Source organism: Arthrobacter sp. MYb23 (assembly GCF_002979775.1).
Classification (GTDB): Bacteria; Actinomycetota; Actinomycetes; order Actinomycetales; family Micrococcaceae; genus Arthrobacter.
The window spans coordinates 279,142-305,714 of the sequence record NZ_PCPR01000004.1; the positions used below are offsets into that span (position 1 = coordinate 279,142).

General features: G+C 62.6%; 25 protein-coding genes. 9 read left to right on the top strand and 16 right to left on the bottom strand.

The genetic code is table 11. The annotated features are described in order from the left end of the window. The first annotated feature begins 220 nt into the window (after positions 1-220). Positions 221-1,549, top strand: a complete 1,329-nt coding sequence (gene aztD, locus CQ020_RS07715; RefSeq protein ID WP_258141760.1) for a zinc metallochaperone AztD — start codon at positions 221-223, stop codon at positions 1,547-1,549. A gap of 133 nt (positions 1,550-1,682) precedes the next feature. Here the strand turns inward: aztD and CQ020_RS07720 are convergent, their stop codons facing one another. Next, positions 1,683-2,117 (bottom strand): DoxX family protein, encoded by a 435-nt coding sequence (locus tag CQ020_RS07720; protein ID WP_105691324.1) that lies wholly within the window; start codon positions 2,115-2,117, stop codon positions 1,683-1,685. Between the two features lie 64 nt (positions 2,118-2,181). Further along, positions 2,182-2,772: an antibiotic biosynthesis monooxygenase gene (locus tag CQ020_RS07725; RefSeq protein WP_105691325.1), complete on the bottom strand. Its 591-nt coding sequence runs from the start codon at positions 2,770-2,772 to the stop codon at positions 2,182-2,184. 41 nt (positions 2,773-2,813) lie between these two features. On the opposite strand from CQ020_RS07725, the gene CQ020_RS07730 reads away from it, so the two are divergent. The 3 genes from CQ020_RS07730 (at position 2,814) to CQ020_RS07740 (ending at position 5,161) form a co-directional block, all read left to right on the top strand. Further along, on the top strand, positions 2,814-4,154 hold the full coding sequence (locus CQ020_RS07730; protein WP_105691288.1) for an MATE family efflux transporter: 1,341 nt from the start codon (positions 2,814-2,816) through the stop codon (positions 4,152-4,154). A 9-nt stretch (positions 4,155-4,163) separates the two neighbouring features. Next, complete coding sequence (locus CQ020_RS07735; RefSeq protein WP_258141761.1) at positions 4,164-4,748, top strand: DUF308 domain-containing protein; 585 nt, start codon at positions 4,164-4,166, stop codon at positions 4,746-4,748. Positions 4,749-4,816: 68 nt separating this feature from the next. Beyond that, complete coding sequence (locus tag CQ020_RS07740) at positions 4,817-5,161, top strand: hypothetical protein (RefSeq protein ID WP_105691290.1); 345 nt, start codon at positions 4,817-4,819, stop codon at positions 5,159-5,161. A 101-nt stretch (positions 5,162-5,262) separates the two neighbouring features. Here the strand turns inward: CQ020_RS07740 and CQ020_RS07745 are convergent, their stop codons facing one another. The 6 genes from CQ020_RS07745 to CQ020_RS07770 form a co-directional block, all read right to left on the bottom strand. Further along, positions 5,263-6,204: a class C sortase gene (locus tag CQ020_RS07745; protein WP_105691291.1), complete on the bottom strand. Its 942-nt coding sequence runs from the start codon at positions 6,202-6,204 to the stop codon at positions 5,263-5,265. A gap of 112 nt (positions 6,205-6,316) precedes the next feature. Beyond that, a complete protein-coding gene (locus CQ020_RS07750) occupies positions 6,317-7,798 on the bottom strand; it encodes a SpaH/EbpB family LPXTG-anchored major pilin (RefSeq protein ID WP_181151803.1) in 1,482 nt (493 codons plus the stop codon). A 96-nt stretch (positions 7,799-7,894) separates the two neighbouring features. Continuing rightward, the gene (locus tag CQ020_RS07755) at positions 7,895-10,543 is read right to left on the bottom strand and encodes a SpaA isopeptide-forming pilin-related protein (RefSeq protein WP_181151804.1); all 2,649 of its coding nucleotides are present in this window, start codon (positions 10,541-10,543) and stop codon (positions 7,895-7,897) included. A gap of 244 nt (positions 10,544-10,787) precedes the next feature. Next, on the bottom strand, positions 10,788-11,396 hold the full coding sequence (locus CQ020_RS07760) for a hypothetical protein (RefSeq protein ID WP_105691293.1): 609 nt from the start codon (positions 11,394-11,396) through the stop codon (positions 10,788-10,790). Beyond that, entirely contained in the window at positions 11,393-11,914 is a 522-nt protein-coding gene (locus CQ020_RS07765; protein ID WP_258141762.1) for a hypothetical protein, read from the bottom strand. Before CQ020_RS07765 ends, CQ020_RS07760 begins: the two co-directional genes overlap by 4 nt. Before the next feature lie 18 nt (positions 11,915-11,932). Further along, positions 11,933-12,481, bottom strand: coding sequence for a CGNR zinc finger domain-containing protein (locus CQ020_RS07770; protein ID WP_105691294.1), 549 nt, complete (start codon positions 12,479-12,481; stop codon positions 11,933-11,935). A gap of 71 nt (positions 12,482-12,552) precedes the next feature. On the opposite strand from CQ020_RS07770, the gene CQ020_RS07775 reads away from it, so the two are divergent. Beyond that, entirely contained in the window at positions 12,553-13,593 is a 1,041-nt protein-coding gene (locus CQ020_RS07775) for a DMT family transporter (RefSeq protein WP_105691295.1), read from the top strand. Positions 13,594-13,731: 138 nt separating this feature from the next. Here the strand turns inward: CQ020_RS07775 and CQ020_RS07780 are convergent, their stop codons facing one another. Continuing rightward, a complete protein-coding gene (locus CQ020_RS07780; protein ID WP_011776688.1) occupies positions 13,732-13,995 on the bottom strand; it encodes a WXG100 family type VII secretion target in 264 nt (87 codons plus the stop codon). A gap of 157 nt (positions 13,996-14,152) precedes the next feature. On the opposite strand from CQ020_RS07780, the gene CQ020_RS07785 reads away from it, so the two are divergent. After that, positions 14,153-14,425, top strand: a complete 273-nt coding sequence (locus tag CQ020_RS07785; RefSeq protein WP_105691296.1) for a DUF2277 domain-containing protein — start codon at positions 14,153-14,155, stop codon at positions 14,423-14,425. Positions 14,426-14,498: 73 nt separating this feature from the next. Here CQ020_RS07785 and CQ020_RS07790 read toward each other — a convergent pair whose 3' ends face one another. From CQ020_RS07790 to CQ020_RS07805, 4 genes are all read right to left on the bottom strand, one after another. After that, positions 14,499-16,979: a cation-translocating P-type ATPase gene (locus tag CQ020_RS07790; RefSeq protein WP_105691297.1), complete on the bottom strand. Its 2,481-nt coding sequence runs from the start codon at positions 16,977-16,979 to the stop codon at positions 14,499-14,501. Positions 16,980-16,987: 8 nt separating this feature from the next. Beyond that, positions 16,988-17,221, bottom strand: coding sequence for a heavy-metal-associated domain-containing protein (locus CQ020_RS07795; RefSeq protein WP_258141763.1), 234 nt, complete (start codon positions 17,219-17,221; stop codon positions 16,988-16,990). Between the two features lie 49 nt (positions 17,222-17,270). Further along, the gene (locus CQ020_RS07800; RefSeq protein WP_105691299.1) at positions 17,271-17,636 is read right to left on the bottom strand and encodes a metal-sensitive transcriptional regulator; all 366 of its coding nucleotides are present in this window, start codon (positions 17,634-17,636) and stop codon (positions 17,271-17,273) included. Between the two features lie 109 nt (positions 17,637-17,745). Continuing rightward, positions 17,746-19,995 (bottom strand): VCBS repeat-containing protein, encoded by a 2,250-nt coding sequence (locus CQ020_RS07805; protein ID WP_146116616.1) that lies wholly within the window; start codon positions 19,993-19,995, stop codon positions 17,746-17,748. 352 nt (positions 19,996-20,347) lie between these two features. Here CQ020_RS07805 and CQ020_RS07815 point away from each other — a divergent pair, with 352 nt between their 5' ends. Continuing rightward, positions 20,348-20,767, top strand: a complete 420-nt coding sequence (locus CQ020_RS07815) for a rhodanese-like domain-containing protein (protein ID WP_105691301.1) — start codon at positions 20,348-20,350, stop codon at positions 20,765-20,767. Positions 20,768-20,777: 10 nt separating this feature from the next. Beyond that, positions 20,778-21,446 carry an alpha/beta fold hydrolase gene (locus CQ020_RS07820; protein ID WP_105691302.1) on the top strand — a complete coding sequence of 223 codons (669 nt, stop codon included), beginning with the start codon at positions 20,778-20,780 and terminating at the stop codon, positions 21,444-21,446. An 11-nt stretch (positions 21,447-21,457) separates the two neighbouring features. Here CQ020_RS07820 and CQ020_RS07825 read toward each other — a convergent pair whose 3' ends face one another. After that, a complete protein-coding gene (locus tag CQ020_RS07825) occupies positions 21,458-22,135 on the bottom strand; it encodes a hypothetical protein (RefSeq protein ID WP_105691303.1) in 678 nt (225 codons plus the stop codon). Between the two features lie 102 nt (positions 22,136-22,237). Here CQ020_RS07825 and CQ020_RS07830 point away from each other — a divergent pair, with 102 nt between their 5' ends. Then, on the top strand, positions 22,238-23,248 hold the full coding sequence (locus tag CQ020_RS07830) for a YdcF family protein (RefSeq protein ID WP_105691304.1): 1,011 nt from the start codon (positions 22,238-22,240) through the stop codon (positions 23,246-23,248). 6 nt (positions 23,249-23,254) lie between these two features. Here CQ020_RS07830 and CQ020_RS07835 read toward each other — a convergent pair whose 3' ends face one another. Further along, on the bottom strand, positions 23,255-25,300 hold the full coding sequence (locus CQ020_RS07835; RefSeq protein ID WP_105691305.1) for a glycoside hydrolase family 3 protein: 2,046 nt from the start codon (positions 25,298-25,300) through the stop codon (positions 23,255-23,257). Between the two features lie 56 nt (positions 25,301-25,356). Next, positions 25,357-26,573: exo-beta-N-acetylmuramidase NamZ domain-containing protein (locus CQ020_RS07840; RefSeq protein WP_105691328.1), on the bottom strand; the 1,217-nt coding region annotated here is incomplete at its 5' end.

A 26,573-nucleotide genomic window follows, 5' to 3' on the forward strand; every position in this document is an offset into this window, starting at 1 on the left:
GACGCATCCAAGGTGATGTGACGGTGGAAGGCCGCCGGCTGAGGGATGTGAGTTGAGCTGCTGGAAAACGCTTGCCCGGTGGGACATGTTTACCAGTGTTTGAAATCGCCAGTCAAGGAATTGACGGGAGTATTTGTTGTTTTGTGTTCGATGTCGTGAAGTATGACTGGGCCACCTGGCGTCGATTTGCCACATAAATGAGAATCAATATCATTAACTCATGCCTCATCACCCCACCTTCATGTCCCCTGTCCCCTCCGCGCGAAGGCGCCGCCTCCGCGCCCGGCCGATTGCCGCCGTCGGACTCTCTGCCCTGCTGCTGACCTCCTGCGCCACACCCGGCGGCTCAGCCGGCAATGCAGTTGACGCAACGCCTTCGGCCGCATCGTCGCCCAGCGCAAAGGAGGCCAGCGCAAAGGAGGCCGGCGCGCCGACGCCGCGCCTCGTTTTCACCCACGACGCCGGCATTTCAGTTCTCGATGCAACCTCGCTTGAGCAGGTGGGAAGTGCGGAAATGTCCGGATTCAACCGCCTGAACCCCGCCGGTGACGGCCGGCACGTCTTCGTCTCCACAGGCGACTCCTTCCGTCTCTTCGACGCAGGCGCCTGGACCGAGCCGCATGGTGATCACAGCCACCACTACGTGGCTGAGCCCAAGCTGACTGAGCTCGCGTTTACGGCGGACAAGGCCGGTCACGTGGTGCTGCACGGAGGCAAGACCGTGCTGTTCAACGACGGTTCCGGCAAGGTGGAGAGCTTCGAAACCTCCGCGCTGGCTGCTGCCGTGGAGGACGGAAAGCTTCCTTCGGCCGACGTCTACACCACGCCCGAGGCGCATCACGGTGTGGCTGTGGAGCTTGAAGACGGCAAGCTGCTGGTGACCCTGGGCAACGAGGAAGGCCGCTCAGGAATCGCAGTCCTTTCCGCGGGCAAGGGCCAGGACCGCACGGAAGTGGTGCGCAATGAGGAGTGCCCTGGTGTTCACGGCGAGGCCGTAGCCGCCAACGAGGCTGTGGTGGTCGGATGCGAAAACGGAATGCTGATTTACAAGGACGGCGCCATCACCAAGGTGGCGAGCCCTGACGCCTACGGACGGATGGGAAACCAGGCGGGCTCAGAAAAGTCGCCCGTCATTCTCGGTGACTACAAAGTGGACAAGGCCGCAGAGCTTGAGCGGCCTACCCGGATCTCGCTCGTCAACACCGAAACAGCCGCGCTGAAGTTGGTGGACCTTGGGGCCAGCTACTCCTTCCGTTCCCTGGGTCGCGGACCGGCTGGTGAGGCGCTGGTGCTCGGCACTGACGGTGGCTTGCGCGTGATCGATCCGATCGCCGGAGCGATCACCTCCACCATCCCCGTGGTGGGCGCTTGGGAAGAGTCCACCACGTGGCAGGACCCGCGCCCCACGCTCTTCGTTCAAGGCTCGACGGCGTTCGTCACCGAACCGGCCACCAGCACCATCCATGCGGTGGATCTGAAGTCGGGCAAAGTGAAGAAGTCCGCTCAGCTGGAGCACGTGCCGAACGAGCTCACCGGCGTCAAAGGCTAATTCTCTCTCACGTCCCGATGCTTAAACGCCAACGGTCTCTCACTTTCCTGAAGGAAGTGAGAGACCGTTGGCGTTTAGGGGCTATTCCGTGAGAGAGCGTCGGTGCGGGCGCGGCGGACGCGGGGGGTAGCGCTTAAGCCAGGACGCGCAGCTTGGAGTTGGGGCGGCCGAACAGTGCGGCGTCGGCGGAGATTCTCCCTGCGCCGGCCAATGCGAGGGCCAAGGCGGCGCCCGCGAAGAGCAGCACCAGCTCATACCCCCCGTTGCCGACGAAAACGCCGGCCGGGGCGTGCACCAGGAAGAGGGCGCCGAGCATGTTGACGGCCAGGAGGGCGGCGAAGACGCGGGTCAGGAAGCCGATGATCAGCGCGATGCCGCCCACCAGCTCGAGTGTTGCCACGATGGGGGCTACTGCCGAAGCGCCGGGTACGCCCATTTGGGCGAACGATGCCTGCGTTCCGGCAATGGTGAATTCGTTGAACTTCTGCCAACCGTGCGCGGCGAAGAGAAATCCTGCAATAACACGCAGGATGGTCAGGGCTGTGGTGGTCAAGCTGGACTTGTTCATAGCTTCAACCATTCCGGAGGTAAGTTGAAGTGTCAACTAATTGCGGCTCTTTATGACCAAAACCTCAGCTGCCAGGCTTGTGCCCGCGCTTCCTGCGGGGCTTCGCCTGAAGCCATGGCTGCAGGAGCCGGGTGGTGATGGGCAGGAAGATGTACGTCATCAGCGGCGTGAGGATAACGATGTTCAACAGGACCGCGAACACCAGCGGCCAGTCCTGAGTCAAAGGGTGCAGCAGGAAATTAGCCAGCAGGCTCAGCGGGAAGAACGGCAGGAAAATGCTGACGGCTTGCTTCCAGCGGGGCGGCACCACCGTTTCGGGCACCACCACCGAGACATCTCCCGGCCGCGAGAACCAGCCCTCAATCCCCGTGTGCCGCTCCACCCGAGTGGTCTCCATCATGTCCCTGGCGCTATCGATCCACCAGCGCCGCTCCTCGGAGTCCTCCCACCCCTGCAGCGAATCGGCATCAGCGAAGCGGTACAACATGTGCCATTCCGTGGAATCCACCCCATTGCGTACCCAGCCCGAGCCCAAATATCCAGGCCATTCACGGGCGAGCTCCTGGCCGGCATGAGCCCAGGCGTTGGCTTGCCGGGTGTACCCGGGAAGGATGGTGCGGGCTACGGAAACGGTGACGGGATGCTCATGTGACACGGGCCAAATGTACCCGGCCATCGGCGGACTAGGCTTGTTTAGTGCCTCAAACCACAACCACATCCACCCGCTCCAATGCCCGCGAGATCCTGCGCCTGGCCGTCCCCGCCTTCGGTGCGCTCATTGCCGAGCCGCTGTTCCTCCTGGCCGACTCCGCCATTGTGGGGCACCTGGGCGTAGACCAACTGGCAGGCGTCGGCCTCGCATCCACCATCCTGCACACCGCTGTGGGGCTCATGGTGTTCCTTGCATATTCGACGACGCCGGCGGTGGCCCGCGCTATCGGTGACGGCAAACTGGGGAAGGCTTTGGCGGCAGGGCGCGACGGCGTGTGGCTGGCACTGCTGCTCGGAGTGGCGCTCGCCGTGGTTGGTTTTGTGGCGGCCGAACCCCTGGTCGGCTTCATGGGAGCCACTGGAGACGTTCGGCAGTTCGCCGTCGATTACCTGCGATGGTCCATGCCTGGCCTGGCCGCGATGCTTCTCATCTTCGCCGGCACCGGCGTCCTGAGGGGATTGCAGGACACCCGGACGCCGCTGGTTGTGGCAACTGCGGGCTTCGCCGTGAACATCGTCCTCAACCTGTTCTTCGTGTACGGGTTGAATATGTCCGTGACTGGCTCCGCGATTGGCACGAGCATCGCACAATGGGCCATGGCCGCCGTCTATTTGGTGATGGTCAGCCGGAACGCACGGCACCATGGGGTGTCCCTCAAGCCCGACTGGCACGGTATCCGGGCCATGACCAAGGTGGGTTCGTGGCTCATGCTGCGTACGCTGAGCCTCCGCCTGGCCATTCTGGCGACCGTCCTGGTGGTGACCGCACAAGGCGCCGTGAACTTGGCCGCGCACCAATTGGCCATGACCATTTTCTCCTTCCTCGCCTTTGCCCTGGACGCACTTGCCATCGCGGCACAGGCCCTGATCGGCAAGGAACTGGGCGCCAGGAACGCCCAACGCGTCCGTGAACTAACCCGAACCATGATCCGTTGGGGCCTGGGGTTCGGGGTGATCACCGGCGTACTTCTGGCCATTGCGGCACCGTGGGCCGGGTACCTCTTCACCTCCGATGCCGGTGTCCGGTCCGCTCTGACGGTGGCCCTCTGGGTCCTCGCGGTGGGACAACCGCTGGCAGGCTACGTCTTCGTCCTGGATGGAGTCCTCATAGGCGCCGGCGACGCACGCTACCTGGCGATTGCCGGCGTCGTAAACCTCGTGGTCTATTTGCCGTTGCTGGTGGCGATCAATCAGACAAAGCCCGACGGCGAGGCGGGGCTCTTTTGGCTGTGGGCCGCGTTTGCGCTCGGCTACATGCTGGCCCGCGGGGTGACTTTGGGGCTGCGCGCCCGGACAGATCGGTGGATGGTGCTGGGTTCGCACTAAACTGGACGGGTGACTCTCCCAGCGACTCCTGCCCAGACTCCCTCTGCCACAGTGGACGGACTCTGGAAACCCGTGCTGATCCGCGCCATGGTTGCGCTGGTGTTCGGTGCGATCACCATCTTCTGGGCTGCTCCGTCCGTGCACGTCCTGGCGTGGGCCGTGGGCCTGTATCTGCTCGCAACCGCAGCGGCTGTGTGGATGTCCCGCGCTTTGCCTGTTGCAGTTCCGGCGGCTGTTGCGCTCGGAGGTATCGGCGCTTTGGTCACGCAATCTGATCAGGGGGTTGCACTCTCGGCCATGTTTGCGCTGCTGGTGCTGGGTCTCCTTGAGTTTGTCCATGGCTTCAGGAAGCGGGATACGTTGGCGCGCGACTGGCTCGTGTCCGGCGTCATTGCAGTGGGCACGGCCGTGCTGCTGCCATTCTTCACGTCACTGGGCGCGCACGCGCTGTTGGGTGTGGCCGGTGGTGGGGCCATCATTTCCGGCGTGCTGTGGATCCTGTCCGGGCTGACGCTGCGGCACGAGGCCAAGACCGCTTCCGGCGGACCGGCCCAAGCTGCTGCTCCCGGCGCTTCGCCCGAGGCCGTAAACTAGTAGCTGGACGTTCTACTCGTTGTAGAACTTTTGCTGACCGGCGGAGACCAACCGCCATCATTGGAGGAATGACCGTGGCAGACCAGACACCAGGAGAACCGCGCAAGATGCGGACCTCGGTCAAGGGACCCCTCATGTTCTCCGCGTTCTTTGCCGTGCTGGCTTTCGTTGCCGTGCTGATCTTCGCATCCGGCGGCAGCGCAAAGGCCCCGCGGTTTGATCTCGCCTTCACTGGCGCGGGTATCGCTTTCATTGTGAGCCTCGTTGTAGCGGCCATGTTGTCCATGAGCCACAAGGAGAACGCCGATCACCTCGGCAAGGGTTCCGGCGTCAACCTCAGCTCCAAGCGTCCAAGCCACGGCGGCCCGGGTGCTCCGGATGACGGGCATGAAACGCCCGACGCCGGCCACTAACCATCAAGCGCTCCCTCACCGTGGATGGGGGAGCGCTTTTTTGTGGGCTGACCGGGCCCCGTACGCGTCACGCCGTGCAGACTCTGGCCGGCGAATGCGGGCTACCGGAGCAGTGAGCCGGCCAGATCCTCGTCATGGGTGGGAGCAGTGTCTGCGGAGCGGGTTTTGCGGGGGTGGGTGACAACAACCATAAGAACCGCGGTGCCAACGAGGGCCAGTGCCCACCAAGGGAATCCGGGGTCCGACGCCTGGCTGGGCAGTGTTTGGGATGAACCGGCGGCTGGAGCGTCAATGCGCTCGCCACGTACCAAAAGCCTGTGGCTATTGACCCCTGTGGGCGTGCACGTCACCAGCGTGATGTAGTCCTTGTCCTGGACTTTGCGGAGATCGTCCGTTTCCTCCGGCAGCACCGTTTTGATCTGGTCCACCTTGTAATAGAAGGACTCGCCCAGCACGGTAACCGAGAAGACATCGCCATCACGTACTTGGTCCAGGTCATCGAAGAGAGTTGCGTTGACGAAGCCGGAGTGGGCAGTCAGCACGCTGTGTGTTCCAGTCCCGCCAACTGGCAGGCCGGAGCCGAAAAGATGCCCGGCGCCTTTGGAGAGGGTTTCCTCATCGGTGCCGTGGAAGATGGGCAGGTCCGTGTGGATGGAGGGGATGCTGATGCGTCCCATCATTCCTCCGGGTCCGACGGCGAGCATCTTTTGGTAGGCCTCCGAACCCGCTCCGATGACGGTCTTCTCGCCCCGATCGTTCAACGAGTACGGGTCGCGAAGCGGGCCGGATGGCAGTTCCTTGTTGAACTGCCGGGCCTCATCCAGAAGAGTCTTTTGGGCTGATGGGGAGAGGTTTTCCACGCTGTCCACATAACCGCTGATCTCCGTGGCATGAACCCGGTCGGAGAACCACGCGGCGGCAGTGGGGTACAGCAGTATTCCCACGCCCAAGATGGCGACGACCACGATGATAATGCGCTGGGCGCTCCACCCCGCGCGGAAACTTCGCTGCGGCCGGAGCTTGGAGTCTTGGTGCTTTGACATGAGAGTCCTGGGGAGATTTGTGCTCTGGGGGAACACAGCGGGGAAGAGCGCGTGTTCGGCGTTCTTCCCCGCTGTGTTGTTCAGACTGCGAACCTTTGCAGGTTGGCAGCTACTAGCTGTTGGTGCTGCGGCGTGAACGGACGAAGAGGAGTCCGGCGCCGGTGACCAGGAGTGCGCCGGCTACGTACAGCAGGCCGGTTCCCACACCACCGGTGAGCGGCAGCTCGAAGCCACCGTTGGACGGGATGTTCTTGACCTCAAGGTCAACACCCACCGTGGTGCTGGTGGAGTTGATCAGGAAGGAGATCGGCTCTGCGAGCAGCTCGTAGCCTTCCGGTGCGGTGGTTTCAACCAGGTAGTACGTGCGGAAATCGGCTGAGCCGGGCAGTACTGCAGCGCCGTTGGCCCAGTCGGAGTAGCGCAGACCGGAGACAGTCAGGGTTCCATCGGCAGCAACGGTGAAGGTGCTCTGGCCGTTGAGGACAATAGCGTTGGTTCCGGCCAGGGCATCAGCCTGGTTGGCGTAGACCGAGAAGGAAGCGCCGGCAAGGGCAGCGCCGTTCTCGTTCGTCTTCAAGAGAGTCATCTCGCCCCACTTGGTGACAACCGGGGGAGTAACGATGGGTCCGCCGGGCTGGCCGGGAACGGTGGTGAAGCTGCCCAGGTTCGGGTAGACCATAGCGTCGTTTTCGATCTCACCGATGGTGTTGACGGTGGTGTTTACAACAACCTGTACCTTGGTGTCGTTGTGGGCAGCCAGCACTGCGAGGCCTGCAGGGGTGAAGATGACGGAGACCGTGTTGGTGGCGGCATCGAAGGCAACCGTGTAGTGGGTGCCTTCGGTGATGAGAGTACCGTCAACCAGTGTGGCCGTGGCGCCAACGTAGGTCAGCTTGGCGTCCAGCGCGTCCACGATCTTGTAGCCATCAATGACGGCTTCGTTGGGGATGTCGCCGGTGATGGTGAAGTCAATCTGGTCGCCGAGCTTGACGTCAGGAGCGTCAGTGACGGTCTTCTCTGCGCCCGTGATGGAGTTCTTGGGGTAGACGTGGACGTTGTAGAGCCAGTTGTCCTTGTTGTCCGGGTCCGTCAAGGGGACAGAAACCAGGAACGGAGCCGACGGGGTGACGCCTGCCGGGTAGTTGGTTTCCGTTACCAAGTACAGGCCAACGGGAAGGTTTCCGAACGATGCGGTGCCCGCGGCGTCGGTGACCTGGGCGGTGCCGGTGCCAAGAGTGAAGCCTGCCCCTGTGATGGATCCTGCAGGATCGGCGGGGGAGAAGACGCTGCTCAGGTTATGAGCTGCGTCCCAGCCGGCATTCGTGGCGAGGTCGATCGTGTTGACCTGCTGAATGGTGAATTCGATTCCGGCAAGGGCGGTCAGTCCCGTGGTGTCCACGGCCGTACCGTTGTTGGGCAGGCCGGTGGGGGTGTCCGGACGCTCGAACTTGTGGACGGTGATGGAACCGATCTGGTCTCCGTCGACCAGCGGAGCGGCTGAGGCCGGCGCGGCGGAGAAGGACATTGCCAGCACTGCTCCTGCAATGGTGGTGGCGGCGGCCTTCCAAAGGCGCCGGGAGCTTTGATTACTCACTTTTTTCCTCTTTCATGGGGTGGTGATGCGATGCTCGGAGTGAACATTTTCTGGGGTTGAGCCTGCCGCTTTTGCTGCAGGCCGGGGGAATGACGTTTAGGAGTGGTTGCGGGTGCGCCGGGCGCTGTTGGCGGTAAGGGCCATCGCCACCAGAAGCAGTGACGTTCCTGCGGCCGCAAACGGCCACCAGCCCACGCCGCCGGATTCAGGCATCTTCAGCGCAGGTACATCGCGCACGGTGACCAGGAAGATGCCATTGCCGTCGGCGTCGCTTGTTGTCACGACTCCGCCGCCGCTTCCCTGACCGAGCGTCACGGCGCCGTTGGCGGCCACTGTGAACTGCACGGCTTCGGCCAGCAGGTTGAAGCCATCCGGAGCTGTGGTCTCTTCGAGCCAGTACACGCCCGGCTGAATGCCCTCAAGTTGGAACTGGCCGGTTTGGGACGGGATGGGTGCCACTGCGACGCTGGTGTTGACTGCGCCCGGGGCTCCGGCGGCGTCATTGTGGATGGCCCAGGTTGAGCCGGCCATGGGAACCCATTCCTCGGTGGAGGACTCGCCCAGTTTTTCAATCAGGATCTTGGCCGGAGTCAGGTGGGTTGTGGTGCACTCCGGCGCCAACGGCGTGGTGCTGGTTGCGCAGCGGACGGGCGTGACACTACCGGCGCCAGTGACGACGTTGACCAGTTGCGCGCTCCAGGCGTCTGCCTTGACGGTGACCTTGTAGCTGAGCGTTGCAGTCTGACCGGCCGGAAGCGTGAACGGCTGAGTGGTCAAAGTGGTGGACGGGGATACAGGATTCGCGACGGCGACCGGGGCCGCGGCGCCAATGGTCAGGACTGCCGATCCCGGAACGAACGTACCCTGATCAAGGACATCGGCGAGGTTGTCCGTGAGGACAACGTTGTTGATCTGGCCGCGGTTGCTGGTGGCTGTCACGGTGTAGGTGATCGTGTCACCAGGCTTGACCCATTGGCCGTTCGAGGACGTTCCGGCAACCGTAGCGGTCTTGGCGATGGTCCATTGCGGATCCACAGGTGTGTTGACTGTTGCGGAACATCCAACCCCCGGCAAGGGCGGGCAGGCCGGATCCACGGTGGGAACCATGGTGGTTGATCCGGGAACCGGAACGATTCCACCGCCGGGCATGTTGGGAACAGCCGTCTGCGCCGCTGGTGCGATGGTGGCCGTGTTGGTAATGATGCCGGTGGTGCCCGGCGCCACGGTGCCCTGGACGGTGTACGTCAGGGTTCCCCCAACGTTGATTCTTACGGTGCCGGAAATGCTGCCCGTTCCGCTCGGGGCGTTACAGGTGGTGGGTCCGGCCGGCGGGAGATTCGAGGTTCCCGCGACCGTGACGGCACAGGTCCATGTTGCACCGGTGATGGATGCGGGCAGGGGATCAGTGAACACAGCGTTGACGGCGTCGCTGGGGCCGTTGTTGTGGACTACCACCGTGTACGTGATGGGCTGGCCCGGGATGTAGGCGGTGATGTTGGCACTCTTGGTGATGGACAGGTCCACTACCGGCCGGACGGTCAAAGGTGCCGTCCCGGGGGAGTAAAGACCCGTGATCGTGGGGAAGTTGTTGGTGCAGTTGGGAATCGCCGTACCGTTATTGGCCAGGCACCCTGAGTTGTTGTACACGCCCGGGGTGTTGCTGGTGACGGTTACCGTGATGGTGCATGAGGCGCTGCCCTGTGCGAGGTTTCCGGCGACGTCCACCGTGCGGCCGGAGACAGTGCCCGCAGTACGAACGCAGGTGCCACCGAGGGGGCCAACTGCTGTAAGGCCAGTGGGCAGGGTGTCAACGAAGTGCCAGCCATTTTTAGCCATCAGGTCACTGGTGTTGGTGACTGTGTAGGTCAAAGTGGTGTTCTGGCCCTGGAAGATGCTGGTGGGGCTGAAGGCCTTATCCAACTGCGGCGTCACGTCCACCAACTGCGGAAGGTCGAATCCGACGTCGTTGCCGGCGCCTGTAGCCTGCAGGTTCCTTACACGGATACCGAGCGTGGGCGTGGTGCCGGTTACGGGCACCTGGATGGCGCCGGACTGCAGCTTGGCCACACTGAATTCGGTGGCGCTGACGTTGAAGACTTGACGGCTGGGATCCGTGCAGGGATCCAGGTTGGTTCCCACCACAGTGGCCACTCCATTGACCAGAATGGAGAATTCCTGGCGGGCGTGGTTGGAGAAGCAGTTGGTTTCGCCGAAGATTCCTGAGATTGCATAGTAGTGACCGGCGATGGTGGGAATGGTGTTCTTGGTGGTCTGAAGCTGCAGGCCCGCAGCTTGGACTCCGTTGGTGCTGTTGGTGTATTCACTAAGGATCTGGTTCTGTGCGGCCTGCGCGTCAGTCATGCCCTGGTACTTGCCCATGGCGTAGGCCATGTTGCCCAGGATGCTGAAGGCATCGTTTCGGCCGCATTGATCATTGTTGGTGATGGTTCCACCATTGACCGGGATTGGGGTGCCTTGCCTGAGAATCCAGCCGTTGCATGCCTGGGCTCCGGGAAGCCAAGCGGCATCTGCCGTGTACTGCTCGGTCTGAGCGGCAGCACCACCGGTATAGGCACCCAACCGGATCGGCGCAGTGGCCGCACTCTGGTTGGAGAAGTCTTCGCTGTAGATCAACGTGCCAGGCTGGGTCACACCGGGGGAACCGGGCAGTGCGGACACGGGCGTAGGAACGTTGACCACCCCGTAAGCGGTCATTCCCACTACTGCGAGAAGCACGCTCGCCATGAGTGCGAGCAGAGATCTGCCACCGCGTTGCCGCCGCCTGCCCCGATCGTGGGCACATTCGTGCTCAAACTTCTGCCGCATGGAGTCCCTTTTCCTAATTCCCTGGCCAACCAACCCCCTCTGGGAGGGTTGCCCTTAATCCGTTACTGAGGAGTAAGTACGGTCAGACTGGAAATCGTGATGCGACTATGAATGTGACGCTGGTCACGTTATGAAAGGTGCGTTGAAACCCGAGTGGTGACTGCTAGGAACTGGCGCGGTTCGTCCAACGCAGCGGCAGCGACGCGTTGACCAGGAGCAGCGCCAGAAGAAACCAACCGCCGCAAACGAGGGTGGGGTCCGGAGTCAACGCGTCGTAGGGAATTCCGTCCATCTCACCAAATTGGCGCACGGTTTTGACGAACCCGGCCGCAATGAGGCCTGCGGAAATGGCTGCGATGGAGATGTAAGCACGTCCACTGCCTGCCCACCAGCGGTTTAGTGCGGGGATCAAGCGAAGCGGTAAGCCGAGGGTGATCGCTGCAACAATGGCCACAACCGGCACAATGACGCTTGCCAGCATCAGGCCAAACATGCTCAGCAGCCCGTCGTAGGCCACCATGAGGGATGCCTGCAGGATGAGCCAGCTGGGCGCGAGCACGGCGAAGGCCAATGCCAGTTGTCCGGCCGGCGCCATGACCGGGCTGCCGTAGCGCTTGCGGCGAATGGTGCCCAACGTTTGAGGCGGCTCGGGCAATGGAGGTGGTGCGACGAAGCGGTGCCGGTCGGCATGTTCGTACTGCGATTTCGGGTCGACGGGGTACCGCGGGGGTCCTTGTGGGACTGGCGTGGGGTCTGCTTCGTATTCGGTCACGTCAGCCCTTTGCCGGTCTTGCGGGTGGCGCGGCGGCCAGCGTTGACTGCGAGGAAGGTGAGGGCAAAGCAGCCAGTCAGCACGAAGCCCGGGTGGGACGTTGTCACATCAAAGGGAAGCCCGTCCATAGTGCCGATCTGACGCTCCGGCGTGTTGAAGCCTGCAATCAGGAGTCCCGCCCCGGCGCCTGCTATCAGAAGGTACATAGGCCAATTTCCCAGCCACCACAGGCTGAGCCGGCGGTTCAGGCGGAGAGGAAGCCCGAGGGCTACGGCTACCCCCATGATGAAAGTGGGACCGAACATGAGGAAGATGACCGTACCCAGGAATTCATAACCAGGGCTGGTGGACAACACCCCGACGAGCCATAGAGCTGCCAGGAAGGGGTATGCGATGGCCAGTTGGCTGACGGGAGCCATATCCGGCATGCCGGATGGCCGCACCCAGGTGTGTGGTTCCGGCACTCGCGCGTCCGGATTCCCTCTCAAGCGTGCATGCGAATCTGCCTGTTCCCCCATGCCGTCATTATGCCGGTATTACTCGCCCTCGGCGGCCTTCCTTGCCCGGTACGCCGCGACGTGGGCGCGGTTGGCGCAGTTGCCGGTGTCGCAGTAGAGCTTGGAGCGGTTGCGGCTGAGGTCCAGAACGACGGCGTCGCAGTCGTCCGCCGCGCACACGCGCATGCGGTCCATTTCCTTGCTTCGGATCACATCGATGATGGCCATGGCAGCTTCGGTGCCCATTCGATCCGCCAGGGGCGCCTCCGGGGTCGTGGCGTGCAGGTGCCAGTCCCAGTGATCATGTTTGACGAGCTGGGGGAGGGCCTTGGCGTCGGCGAGCAGCTTGTTGACGGACTTTGCTGCCGTGTCCTCATCGGAGCTCCACAGGGCTGCCAATTCGCTGCGCAGACGCTTAACGCTGTCCAATTCGGCTGGCGTATTTACGCGTGATCCTGTGAATTCTTCGGCGTCCAGGAAAGAGTTGAGGTCCTGCGCAGTGACCAGTGCTTCTTCGCCGTTGGCTGCAGTGTTGATGAGATTGACGGTGCTGCGGAGGGCCACCTCGGTGTCAGGCGCAAAAAGCACTTTGACTCCTTACATATTTCGGGAGTACTGTCATGACCATAAGCCCACTTTACTCCTGACAGGAGGCTGCTGTGTCAGCTCCAACGACGAAGGCTGATGCAAAGAGTTTCCTGGCATCAGGACTCGGCATCGCACTTTTTTCCTCCGCTGTTTTCGGCACGTCCGGCTCGTTTGCCAAGTCGATGCTCGAGACCGGCTGGTCGCCCGGGGCCGCAGTTGCCGTGCGACTGACCGGCGCCGCGCTGATCCTGTTGATTCCCGCCGTCGTGGTTTTGCGCGGCCGCTGGCACCAACTCAAGGACAACTGGCTCACCATCCTCTTGTTCGGGCTCATTGGAGTAGCAGGCTGCCAGCTTTTCTACTTCAATGCCGTGGCCCGTTTGTCCGTGGGCGTAGCCCTGCTGCTCGAGTACCTGGCGCCGGTGATGATTGTGCTGTGGCTCTGGATTGCCAGCCGGCGCCGGCCGCGGGCTCTCACCGCGAGCGGTGCCCTGTTGTCCTTGGGCGGCCTGGTTCTGGTGCTCGATCTGACCGGAGCAGTGAAGGTGGACTTTGTTGGCGTTCTCTGGGGCATGGCCGCCGCCGTCTGCCTGGTGATCTACTTCTTCATCACCGCCAAGGAGAACGAAACCCTGCCGCCTCTGGTGCTCGCTTCGGGGGGTCTCCTTGTGGGAGCGCTGGTCATGTGGCTGGTTGGCCTGTTGGGGCTGCTGCCCATGACGTTCAGCACCGCAGACACAACGCTCGGGCCCTGGACAACCCCGTGGTGGGTCTCCGCGATGGGGCTCATCATCCTGGCCACAGTGCTTGCGTACGTCAGCGGCATCATGGCTGCCCGCAGTCTTGGATCCAAAGTGGCGTCGTTCGTTTCCCTGACCGAAGTGCTTTTCGCCGTGATCTGGGCTTGGCTGCTCTTGGGTGAACTCCCGGGGCCGATTCAGCTGCTGGGCGGTCTCCTTATTGTGGGCGGCGTAGTCCTGGTTCGCGTCGATGAGCTGCGTGGGGATCGCAGGGCGGCCCAGGTCGCTCAGGAAGCTGCCCGCGTTTTGGATCACCCGAATGACGTTGAGCCCGTCCCCTCCGGGCAGGCCACCAAGGCGCCGCGCGGGTAACACGTTTGTGGGGCCTGGTCTGCGTCCGCGATGTGTGGAATAGCGCGCAGAGTAGGCCTCTCAACGGGGGGGATTACACCAGGTGCGTTAAAGGCGAAAACCCCGGACGCTGTTGCGTCCGGGGTTTTCCCAACTGTCTTAGTTGGAGGCCTGCTGCTGCTGCTCAGCGTTCTTCTGAGCGCGATCGCCGGCTTCGCGAAGTGCGTCGGCAACCTTCTTCAGGTTCGAAGCGTGCTGGCTGTCCCACTCGCCGCGGAACTTGTCAGCGTCCGGGCCCTTCCAGTCGGTGCCGTCAAGTGCGCCCTTGAGCTGTGAACGCTGCTGCTCAATGTTCTCAGCACCGGCCTTCAGCTTGTTACCGAGCTGACGAAGCTGATCAACATCTGCACCCCAAATAGCCATGAGATTCTCCTTCATTTTTCGGACCCGAGCTCTTCGGCATCCCCAGCGGCCTCCGGCTCATCCGGAAGATCCAATAACTAAAACCTATCCCGGGAATCCAAAAACCGTCGATGGGCACCCCTCCCCATGTAGCACTGCCCATAGTTAGCATGGGGTTATGTGCCGCAATATCAGGACCCTGCATAACTTCGAACCGCACGCCACGAGCGCCGAAGTGGAGGCCGCTGCCCTGCAATACGTAAGGAAAATCAGCGGATCCACCAAGCCCTCCAAGGCCAACGAGGAAGCCTTCGTGGAGGCCGTCCACGAGATCGCGCATATTACGCAGCATCTCCTTGACTCCTTGGTGAGCCATGCCCCGGCGAAGAATCGTGACGAGGAAGCCGCAAAAGCCAAGGCCCGAGCTGCGGTACGGTTCGGGGCTGCTTAGCCTCGGCCCTCACAGCAGACAGTAGTTGCAGGTGTTCCGCGGCCCGGAACACCTGCAACTACACCAGCCAGGTCTACTTCCCGAACGAGCGCAGCCTCAGCGAGTTGGCAACCACCAGCACAGAGCTGGCCGCCATTGCTGCGCCGGCGATCATCGGATTCAGGAATCCTAGTGCTGCCACCGGTATGCCAATCGCGTTGTAGAAGAAGGCCCAGAACAGGTTGGTCTTGATGGTGGACAGGGTCTTGCGCGACAGCTCAATCGCCTGCACCAGCTGGCCTAGATCACTGCCCATCACGGTCAGGTCCGAGGCTTCGATGGCAACGTCAGTTCCCGAACCCATTGCTATACCAAGGTCCGACTGGGCCAAGGCTGCTGCATCGTTTACGCCGTCGCCAGCCATGGCAACCGTGGCACCGGAAGCCTGAAGGTTCCGAACCGCCTCAACTTTCCCCTCCGGCAGGACGCCGGCGAAGACATCTTCGGGTGAAATTCCGACGGCGGCGGCCACTTGGGCGGCTACTGCGGCATTGTCTCCGGTCAGCAGGATGGGGCGGATTCCCAGGTCCTTCAGCTTCTGGATTGCTGCTGCTGAACCGGGCTTGATGGTGTCCCGCAGGCTCACGATCCCCGCAGCCTCGCCGTCCACGGCAACCCAGATGGCTGTGGCGCCACCGTTTTCCTCCGCCGCCAGTGTTTCCCGTTGGGTCGAATCGAGCGGGATGCCGTTCTCCTCAAGCCAGCCGGAACGCCCGACCACCACGGTCTTGGAGCCTCCCTCAAGTGAAACGGTCCCCCTCACACCGCCGCCCGGAGCGGAACTGAAGCCGTCAACACCCGGGAGGGTCCCGGCGTCGGGCATGGCGTCCTGTGCCGCGGCAGCTATCGCATGCGCGATGGGATGCTCGGAGGCTGATTCAACAGCCCCGGCCAAGGTCAGGACGGTTGCCGGCGCGTAGCCGTTCAAGCCCAGGGTGTGGTCCACGGCGAGCTTGCCACTGGTGACGGTACCCGTCTTGTCCAGCAGGATGGTGTCCACGTGGCGGGTGTCCTCAAGAACCTGCGGGCCTTTGATAAGGATGCCAAGTTGAGCTCCGCGGCCCGTCCCTGTCAGCAGCCCCACCGGAGTGGCCAAGCCAAGGGCGCAAGGGCACGCAATAACCAGAACCGCGACAGCTGCCGTGAAGGCAGCGTTGAGGTCGCCCGAGAAGAAGAGCCACAGAACAAATGTCACCAGGGCGATGACCAGCACGATGGGTACGAAGACAGAGCTGATCCTGTCCGCGAGCCGCGCGATAGGTGCCTTGCCCGTCTGCGCCTGACTGACCAGCCGGCCCATCTGAGCGAGTGTCGTATCCGAGCCCACGCGGGTGGCCCGGACCAGCAGCCGGCCGGAGGTGTTGATGGTAGCGCCCGTCACCAGGCTGCCCGGCCCAACCTCCACCGGCACCGATTCGCCCGTGACCAGTGAGGCGTCGACGGCGGATGAACCGTCAGCGACCACGCCGTCAGTGGCGATCTTCTCACCAGGGCGGACAACAATAACGTCGTCCACAAGGAGCTGATCGGCAGGGATCTTCTGCTCAACGCCGTCCACCAGGATGGTTGCGTCCTTGGCACCAAGATTCAGCAGTGCCTTGAGCGCATTGCCTGCTTTGGCCTTGGCGTTCGCTTCAAGGTAGCGGCCAAGCAGCAGGAAGGTTGTGACCACGGCTGCGACCTCAAAGTAGAGGCCCCCGCCGGACATGCTTTCCATGCCGGGATGCTCGGTCATGCGGGGATCGGCGAACAATTGCCATGCCGAGTAGAGGTACGCAGCAATAACGCCGATGGAGACGAGAGTATCCATGGTGGAAGCGAAGTGCCGGGCATTGATGGCAGCCGCCCGGTGGAAGGGCCAAGCCGCCCAGCTCACCACCGGCAAGGCCAGCACGCCGGCAACCCATCCCCAGTTGGCGAACTGGAGGGCGGGAATCATGGAGATGGCAAACACTGGGACAGTCAGCAGCGCCGCGACGATCAGGCGGGGGCGCAGCGTCGAGGCAGCGGGGCCGTGCGCCATGTGATCAGAGTGCGGGTGCTCGGCGTGTGTGGCGTGCTCGGCTTGCGCTGCTTCCGCGGCGACGCCGGTGCCGTGCTCTGCATGCTCGGTCGTTCCTCCCTTAGACGCATGCTGCCGCACGCCACCGGAGTCGCCGCTCCCGGGGCCCCTCAGCTCCGTTCCGTGATCCTGGGTCGGTTGCGAGGAAGTGTGCTCGTGGGTGTGCTGAGTGGGAGTGTGTCCGGGGAGTTCTCGGGTGTGCGGCGGTGGGGCGTGGCGGACCGTGGCTTTGTAACCCGTCGCATTCACGGTGTCCACAATTTGCTGGTCGGTCACGGTGGCCGGGACTGTCACATGGGCTGATTCCAGTGGAAGGTTGACGCTGGCCTCCACGCCCTCAAGTTTGCCCAGTTTCCGTTCCACTCGATTGACGCACGAGGCGCAGGTCATGCCCTCGATGTCCAGTTCGATAACCCGTTGTGCGGGTTGGTTGAAAGTCTCCTGGCTACTCAAGACGACTCCTAAGCTTCGTTGGCTACCACCAGGTAGCCGGCTTCTGCCACGGCCTCGCCGATTTCCGACGGCGATAGCTGCTTGGTTGATGTGATGGTCACGGTGGACAGGCCGCCGGGATTGAGGTCCACTGCAACGTTTTCGACGCCGTTGAGTGACTCGAGTTCTTCGCTCACGCTGGAGACGCAGTGGCCGCAGGTCATACCTGATACGTGGACGTTGGTCTGGATGGTCTGGCTCATGGCGGACTCCTTGGTGGTGAGTTGAATGGTGTGGTGGTTGTTGGCGGAATTACCGCAGCAGGCGCCCGATGGCATCGGTGGCCTCCTTCACTTTGGCGTCGATCTGTTCGGCGCGGGCTTCCGGGTTGGGCTCGGAGGCGGCACCCACGACGCAATGGCCGATGTGCTCCTCTACGAGTCCCAGGCTGACGGCATGGAGGGCCTTGGTGGCGGCGGCTATTTGGGTGAGGATGTCGATGCAATATTTGTCATCCTCCACCATGCGGGCAATGCCGCGGACCTGCCCCTCGATCCGTTTCAAGCGTTTGAGGTATGCGTCCTTATTGCTGGTGTACCCATGTGGCGCTGCGTGCTCCAGGTCCACCTCGATGATGGGTGCGTCCGGATGGCTCATGCTCAGGTCTGGCGTGCTCATAGTTCGAAACTATACCCATAGGGGGTATGTCGTCAAGTACCCCCAGGGGGTATGTGCCACCAAAAAAGCACTGGGCGTCATGCTGACCGCCCAGTGCTTCGATGTGTATCTAGAAGACCGCAGTGAAAGCGCCCCAGCCCCAGCCGACGGCCGAGGAGCCTTTCCAGGCACCGCAACCGAGACCGCAGCCGTTGATGCCCGTGCCATTGCCCCAGTACATGGTCATGGTGCCTTTGGCATCGATGCCGAAAACATCCGGGCTTCCATCGCCGTTGAAATCGCCAGGGCCGCCTGCTGTGATTGCCGAATTCCAACCTGTACCAACGGTACTGACGGGCATGTCCGCAAATCCCTCTCTGAGCCCGTAATAGACCTTGAGCTCGCCAGACGAAGTCTGGGCCAGGATGTTGGTCTCGTGATAGCCCATCCACCACCCGGGGGTAATGAGTCTGGAGAAGCCACCCCATCCCCAGCCCACTGTGACGGGCGTCCTCCAGCCACCCGCGCCGTCGCCGGGGTACAAAATCAAGCGGTCGGCCTGATCCTTTGCGAGGAGGTCGTTTGCGCCATCGCGGTTGAAGTCGCCGGGGGCCACGATCTCCTTGAATCCCTGCCACCCTTGGCCGATTTGCCGGCTGCCCTTCCAGCCTCCGGTGCCATTGCCGGAGTAGAGGAATAGCTTGCCGGATCGGTCACGCCCAATGACATCGGTGGCGCCGTCGCCGTCGAAATCGCCGGGAGCCAGGAGAGTGTCAAAGATGCCCCAGCCGCGGCCGATGGTTTGGGCGGGCAGCCAGCCGCCCTTGCCGTTGCCGGGATAGAGGAGCAGATCTCCGGAAGCCGTCCGGGCGAAGAGGTCCGCGGTTCTGTCGCCGTTAAAGCCCTCGCCCCGTGGGGCAAGTGGTACAGGGACCTCCGTGGTGACGGTGGTTTGAGTGAGTGGCTCGTACATGACCGTTACGTCCACCGTGAGAATATGTCCCAAGTCGGCTTTAGTTACGGTGTAGATGGCGTTCCTTGCGCCCGGAATCACAGCCCCGTCTCGTTTCCACACATAGCTGTATGTGGGTGTGCCGCCCTCGGGATAAACCGTTGGTGGCATCGACCATTCCGGATACACCTGACCGCCCAGGGATGCTTTTCCCCTCATGAACATGAGGGCGGTGCCGAGTTGCCTCGGCATGGGGCCGATCGGCGGGGACGTCACCGTTGTGGGGAGGCGGTCGGCAGCCCGGGCGGTCACTCTTAGGGTGAGAACGGAGCCTCCAATGGGTCCAGCGAGGAGCGAAATGCCGTCGTAGAACTGCTCCACAGGTTGGCCGTCCTTGAACCATTCGTACTCCAGTTTTGCGTCGGAAGGTTCGAGGCCGCCCACATCGGCCGTCGGGTAGGTTCCCAGAGCGTAGTCGGTGGCAATCTTGACGCCGGAGGGGAAGGAAATAGGCGTGAGCACCTTGTGGGGATTAAGCACCTGGAAATCACCCTCTTCCAGGGCTGACCACGTCTCCGGGAATGGCTTTTCGGACCCGGATCCGTCATGTCGACCATCGCGATAGTAGGTGACGAAGGAACCGCCGAGATAGGTAACCCGGGCTTGCGTCAGTGTGTATCCGCCGTCGAACGTCGCTGCCGTGACAGGTCCTGTGGCCGTTCCGCTGGCGGGAGACGTCGACGCCGGACCACTCCAGGTGAGCGTGACATCGGATGGTCCGGACTGGCCGGAATCGTTGATGTAGCGCAACTGCACTTCTTGGGCGGGCAGGCCTAGAGCGAACTGCACGGCGGCATTCTGTCCGGGCTCAACGGGGCTGGAGGGCCCGGAAAGCATTGTCAGAGCAGGGGCCCTCCGAGGGAGCGCGGGATTGGAGACAGCGAAATCGAAAGCCGAGAGTGGCCCTATGGAATTCGCTCCACCGCCCGTTGTGCCGTAAGAGAAGACCGCTCCCTCGCGCAGGAAGGAGATGGGGTACTGCATTCCGGCGACCTCGACACTAACGTTTTGGATAGTCGCCTTACCTTCCGGCCATTTTTCCGCCGGTATCTGCAGTGCGACAGTCCCGGAGGTAGCCGGTGTCGAAGATGTCCACACGCCGGAGTAAAGGCGGAACTCGCCGTGGGCGTCTGAGGCAGTGACCTCCACGCGGCTCACCGGCTTCGAAGCCGTGAAGTCGAACAATGCGGGCTGCCCTGCCTGCGCCGTAAATGGCGTTGTGCGCTGGAAAGTAAACACCAGCGGATCGGCTGCCGCAGCTGGCTTGCCTGGTACCACCAGAAGCAGCGCTGTCATCACAACGGCGATGACGACGGCGGCGTAGCGCCGCACGCGGGCAGGCGAAAATAAGGAAGAGCGAGAGTCCACGAAATCCCCCAAGAAGCGGCCGGTGCGTCGGCCGGTGAAAGTGATGGCTTAGTTTACCAACGCCGGAGCCGGGGCATTCAGTTCGCCGCGTTCCAGCGCCTCAGCGCCATTTCCGGAGTGTTCTGGTCCAGCCCCGAGGGCCGGACTACGATGAGTTCCTGACCCGGCTCAACGGCTCACACTTGGCACGGCTTCATGCCATGGGTGTTGAATACCGGCCTTTGTCCGGCCCCGTGCCGTGGTAGCTGAAGCCGGGGACTGATGGTTGGAAACGGAATGATGACGCCGAGCAGCTCGTGAGGAACTGAGTGACTACTGAAAGCAAGGACGCCCACATTTTCTTGGGGCTCGTATGAGTATCAGCGCAGCCGACTATTTCCGCGCCAAGCTGCAATGCGAGATCGACGTCATGGAGGTGGCTGAGTCCACGCCCGGCTCGTTGGTTGTGGTGGACACACGCCGCCAATCCTCGTGGGACCACGGACATATTCCAGGAGCCGTACATCTTCCCACAGCTCAAATACCGGCCCTCGGACGGGAGCTTGTTCCTGCCGGTTCCCAAGTGGTGGTCTACTCCTGGGGTCCAGGATGTAACGGCAGCACGTTCGCTGCGCTCGCCTTCGCAGAACTGGGTTACGCCGTGAAGGAGATGATCGGTGGCATTGAGTATTGGATCCGGAACGGGCTCCCGGTGGAAACTGCCGCGGGGACCGTTCCAAGTACGCCGGATGCCCTGGTGACAGCACACAAGTCTTGGACAGAAATGGGTTAGGTGGGAAGAGATGACGGTTTTCGTGCTGATTCACGGTGGCGGTTCAACAGCGTGGGACTGGCATTTGGTCAACCCGCTGCTCGAAGCATCCGGGCATGGAGTGGTGGCCGTGGACCTTCCCATCGAGGATAACGACGCCACACTTGAGGACTATGCCCGTGCAGTGACGGAAGCCGTTGGCGACGCTAAGCACACTATTGTGGTGGGGCACTCGCTAGGTGGCTTCACGGCGCCATTGGTCTGCGAGCAACTCCACTCCGACGGGTTGGTGTACCTCTCGGCAATGATCCCTATGCCGGGCGAGACCTTCGGCGACTGGTGGACAAACACAGGGCATGACCGCGAAACCATCCCAGAAGAGGCGTTTTTCAACCTTGTACCGGAAGAGTTGGCCCGGGAGGCTACCAGCAGGGAGCGGGACCAGCAGGGCGCTTGGATGTCCGGCCCTTGGCCTGGCCGGCATCCGGAGGTGCCCACCTTGGCGATTCTGTGCCGTGACGACCTGTTCTTCCCGGCTTCGTTCATGAGGCGACAGGTTCAACAGCGGCTTGAAAGCGAACCCGTGGAAATCCCCGGGGGCCATTATGTGACGCTAAGCCATCCCGAGGCTGTAGCTGCGGCCCTCAACGACTTTGCCCAAAGGGCCACGCGGGAACGGGACGCCCGGGAGCGGCCCTAACGAAAAAGCTGTTAAGCAGGCTTGACGTACTCAGGGTCGATTTCTGCTGGCTTTGCCCGGACGACGTTTTGGGCGTCGGTGACAGTGGACGGCTCGGGGGCGGGCACGAACATTGCAAGAGGCGGCTTGGCGGTACTGCAGTCCAGATCGGGAAGTGTCACTACGCTGGTGATCCGTAGTTGCCCGCCTGCAAGGTGTTCCATCCGGAACATCACCCCGGTGGCGCTCAGTTCGTCCGGGATCTCACCTGTGTCGGATGCCCAACGCACCACGCAACCGTGCACCTCTCCAGTGCCGGGATCCCGGCCGGCGTGGGCCGTCAAGGGGAGGAACGGGTCGGGTCCCGGGCGGATGTCCGGGCGCCGTTTCTGTGCGACGTCGTTCAAGGGAATCCTTGAAAGGCGAGTGCGAAGTTCCAGGCCCGTGGTCGCCTCCAACTCGGGCAAGGTGAAGTCCGTAACATTCTGCGCGACAGCCTGGGCCTCGAGGGACTTGCGGGCCGCTATGACCCACGGATCATCTTCTATGGCCTCGCTGGGCGCAGTTCCTTGCCATTCAACTGCCGGGTAAGGCGGTGCGGGCTTTTTCTCCTCGCGGCAAGCTGAGAGCCCGCCGGTTGCGGTGACCAGCAGCAGCGAGGTGGCAACAGCATTGAGATACCGCGGCCGGGATGTCCTTGCATGGCTCATGATCAACCCCCTTGGTTGCGTTTTTTCGCCTATCGAATCTACCACGGGCGGGTCCAGGGTCAGCGATCAGGTGACAGTAGCCCCAGCGCATAGGCTTGGATCATGCTGAACCTGGTCCTTGGACTTCTCTTTGCGGGGCTCTTCCTTGCCTCGTTCCAGTCGGACCGGCGTCGGCTTCGCAACGGCGTGTTCCTGCTGGTGGCGGCGTGGTTCCTCCTGCAGGCTCTTCTGGACTTCCTCATTGACCTGAACCCGTGGTTCGAATGGCTGAGCCTGGTGGTGATGGTGGTGCCGGTGGTGAGCATCTTCGTGTTCGCCGGCTTCCTGATAGCCAACGGCGTCACCATGGTCCGCAGGGAAGGTGCCGGAATCACCAGTTTCCTGCCCATCGCGGTGGGGCTCGCAGTATTCCTCGCACCGGTCATCGCGTTCCTTTTTGTACTGAGCGGGCAGCCGGTGCTGGCCGGCGTCGCCGCCCTCGCATTTTTCCTCTGCGCTTACCTGGGCTGCGCCTTCGTGGTGTTCCTGGGGTACGCAATGGTGTATTCCCGTATGCGCTTCAGCCCCAACCCGGCGGCCGTCATTGTCCTCGGCTCCGGCCTGATCAATGGCAAGGTCCCGCCCTTGCTCGCCGCGCGCTTGAACAAGGCCCTGGAAATTTACGACGGCGGCGCCCCGGCCAAGCCGGTTTTGGTCCCTTCCGGGGGCCAAGGCCCGGATGAACCCCGGCCCGAGTCCGCCGCCATGAAGGAGTACTTGGTGGCGAAGGGAGCGGTTGCCGCGGATGTATTGGAGGAGAATCAGGCCACCACCACCCGCGAAAACCTTGCGTACTCCGTAGCCCTGCTCGCTGACAAGGGAATCCAGGGACCGCTGCTGGTATGCACCAACAACTACCATGTGTTGCGCGCGGCCCTGCTGTCCCGGCGCCAGAAGATCAACGCCGAGGTTGTGGGTGCCCCCACTGCCAGATACTTCGTCCCCAGCGCTTTCCTCCGGGAGTTCGTGGCCGTGATGAGGGACAACCGCCTCACCAACATCATTCTTTGCCTGCCGATGTTCGGGATTGCCCTGCTCATCACGGTCGCACTGATGAACTCGCCGGTGGTTTAGCTCTTCCTAGGACTTGGGGAGTCCGGTGGTGAAGGTGTGTGTCCACTCGGTAACGGAGCCGTCGGTGAAGACGTACCCGGGCCGCCGTTCCGCTGTGACGGTCACAGTGCCGGAAGGCTTCCTGTAGCTTCCGGCGGCGACTTCCTTGCCGTCAATCTGGTATGCAACACCCGGGACGGAGGGGATGGTGTAGCTGTCCTGGCCATGACCCGGGCGGTCCGTGAAGGTGACTGGGACCGGCGTCGTGGTTTGGTAACTCAGCCCGAAGCCCAACGGCAGGAGGACACCGCTGGCATCGGCCTTGGGAACGTTGACGGGCAGCTTGCCGCTCGGGTTGACCGCACCTGAGATGGCGCGGACGGCACCGTGGAAATTGACCTCTTTGACTCCATAACTGTTGAGCACGGCGTCGGCGCCAGGGAAGACGTTGATGTCGTAGGGGTTGCGGGTTGCCACAACGATGACCGGTGTCCCGGTGGCGGCGAGGTCCGCAACCATCTGTTGCTGGGCAGCGTTGCTGGTTGCGTTGTAGGAAGCGAAGACGACGGCATTGGCGTTGCCGGCGGCAGCCACCGCACGTGCGCGGTAGGCCGCTGAGGGCGAGGCCCCATCCTCGTAGTCTTCAGTGACCGTGAATCCCTGATCCTTCAGCAGCGGACCTGCGAGTTCCGGCCACGCGGAACCGGCGCCCACCATGAGCACTGAGCTGCCGGACTTGAGCGGCAGGACCTGGCCTTCGTTGCGAAGCAGCGTGACTGCGTGATCGGAGATCAGCTTTGCGGTGGTCAGGTTTTCTGCCCTTCCCACCGAGGTGTCCACGGCAGCGGGGTCTGCCATCGGCTGCTCGAAGACTCCACGCTTGACCTTCCATTCGAGGATCCGTCGAATGGACTCATCCAGGCGGGTCTCGGTGATCTCGCCGGACTCGACGGCGGCGCGAACCCCGGCGAACGACGCGTCAACATCCGGGGAGTTGAGGAGGATGTCAGAACCGGCCTGGATCGCCTTGACGGCGATTTCTTCCTGGGGCCATTCGGCAGCCATTGCGGCCATATCCAAGGCATCGGTTGTCACCAGTCCCTTGAATCCCATCTCATCACGAAGCAACCCGGTGAGAACCTTGTGGGAGAGCGTACCTGGCATTTCAGGGTCAATGGCCTCCACAATGATGTGCGCCGTCATCACCATGTCCACGCCGCCGTCGATTGCGGCCTTGAATGGCTTCAGGTGCTCATTGAGTGTTGCGCGATCGTAGGTGACTGTGGGGAGACCGTAATGGGAATCCACCGAGGTGTCGCCGTGGCCGGGGAAGTGCTTGGCGGCCGCGCCTACGTTGTGCGCTTGAATGCCGTCGATTTGGGCAACACCGAGGGCACTGACCAGTGCCGGGTCCTCGCCCATGGACCGGATTCCAATCACAGGGTTGTCAGGGTTGGAGTTGAGGTCCAGGACCGGTGCGAAGTCAACGTTGATGCCCATGGCACGCATTTCGGAGCCCAGGATTTCACCTTGGGCCTTGGCCAGGCCCGCATCTGCCGTGGCACCAAGGGCCATGTTGCCCGGGAGCACAGTAGCGGGCGGTCCGATGCGGGCAACCAGGCCACCTTCCTGATCGATGGTGACGGCTAGTGGAATGCCGGTCCCGTCCTCCCGCAAGGCCGTTTGCTGCAAGCCGTTGGAAAGGCCCGCAACCTGCTGAGGGTTATTAGTGTTACCGGACCACGCAAAGTACAGAACGCCACCGAGGTTGTACTTTTCCACTACCTCGGCCGGGGAGTTCACGCCGTACCGCTCTTGATTCTTTGCCGCCATGGAGGCGTCGTCCGCCGACGAGCCGTAGACGTGGGTCCACGTCATCTGGCCGATCTTTTCGTCCAGAGTCATACCGGCAATCATCGCCTCGATGTCAGGCGAGGCGGTGATCGTCGTCGTACTTCCCGTGGTGGTGGGTTGGGCGGCGACGGCCGTGCCAGCCGCGGTGATGACCCCCGCGCCCGTCATGAGCAGCGCCGTGGCGGCCGCCGTCATGAGTGATGCTCGTTTTCTTTGCATGTGAATCCCAATCCCATCGTCCTTGTTGCGGTTGAGGTTTGCGTTCGTCTGCGCGACTAGCGCTTGCCGTTATAGAGGAGGTACGCGCGGGTATCGCGCACGAACTGGTCCAGCTCGGAGCGCCAGCTGTCCATGATGGTCCTGGCGTCAGCGCCGGCGTCGAGCTGTCCAGCAAAGCGGGCCGAGCCGCTGAGCAGGCCCATCCAGCGGCCGGCGTCGCCGCGCCACCCGAAGCCGGGGTAGAGACGCTTGGCCTCGACCAACATGTGGGTGCCCACTTCCAGGGCTTCCACCCGGGTGGGATCGGTGATGTGAATCTGCACGCCCCCACAGATGAGGCCTTGGTTCTTGGAAAGAGTCGGCTGGAAGTATGCCTCCCGGAAAGTGACGCCTGCCAGGCCCTTGCTGTTTAGAGCCTCGGCCCAGCGGTAGTCCACGTATGGCGCGCCGATGAGTTCGAAGGGCCGGGTTGTTCCGCGCCCTTCTGACATGTTGGTGGCCTCGAACAGTGCGGTGCCTGGGTACAAGGTGGCGGTTTCGGGTGTTGGCATGTTGGGGCTTGGCGGAATCCATGCCTCCCTATTGTCAGGACCTGTCATTTCACGCCGCCACCCTTGGACCTCCACTACGTGTAAGTCCTGGATGGGTGTGAGGCCTGCGGCTGGAAGATGGACCGCGTTGAAGTATGTGGCGAGTTCCCCCACCGTCATCCCATGCTGCAGGGCAATACCCAGCTGGCCAACGCCGGACTCGAACCCCTTCTGCAGCACCGGTCCGCGCGCCTGTCCGCCGATGGGGTTTGGACGGTCAAGGACAACAAACGCGGCACCCGTCTTCGACGCAGCTTGCATGGCACCCCACATGGTCCAGATGTAGGTGTAAAAGCGGGCCCCCACATCCTGGATGTCGAAGCAGATGGTGTCCACCCCGGAGCTTTCAAAGAAGCGCACGTAATCGGCAACACCGGCACCGTAGGAGTCATAGACGGTGATACCGGTCCGCGGATCCACGGACGTTCCTTCGCTGGCTCCGTCCTGGGCGGTCCCGCGGAAACCGTGTTCGGGGCCGAAGACAGCTCCGACCTCCACGCCCTTGGCTGCCATGTCATCCACGATCGAGCGGAAGTTCGCCAGCACCCCGGTGGGATTGGTGATGATGCCTACCTTGCGGCCAGCGAAGATGCTCCAGTTATTGGCGGCAGCCAAGTCTGCGCCGTTGACGAGGGTCCCCGGTTTTCCAGGCCGGGTCTGGTGGGGGGTGGCGGTTGCGCTGG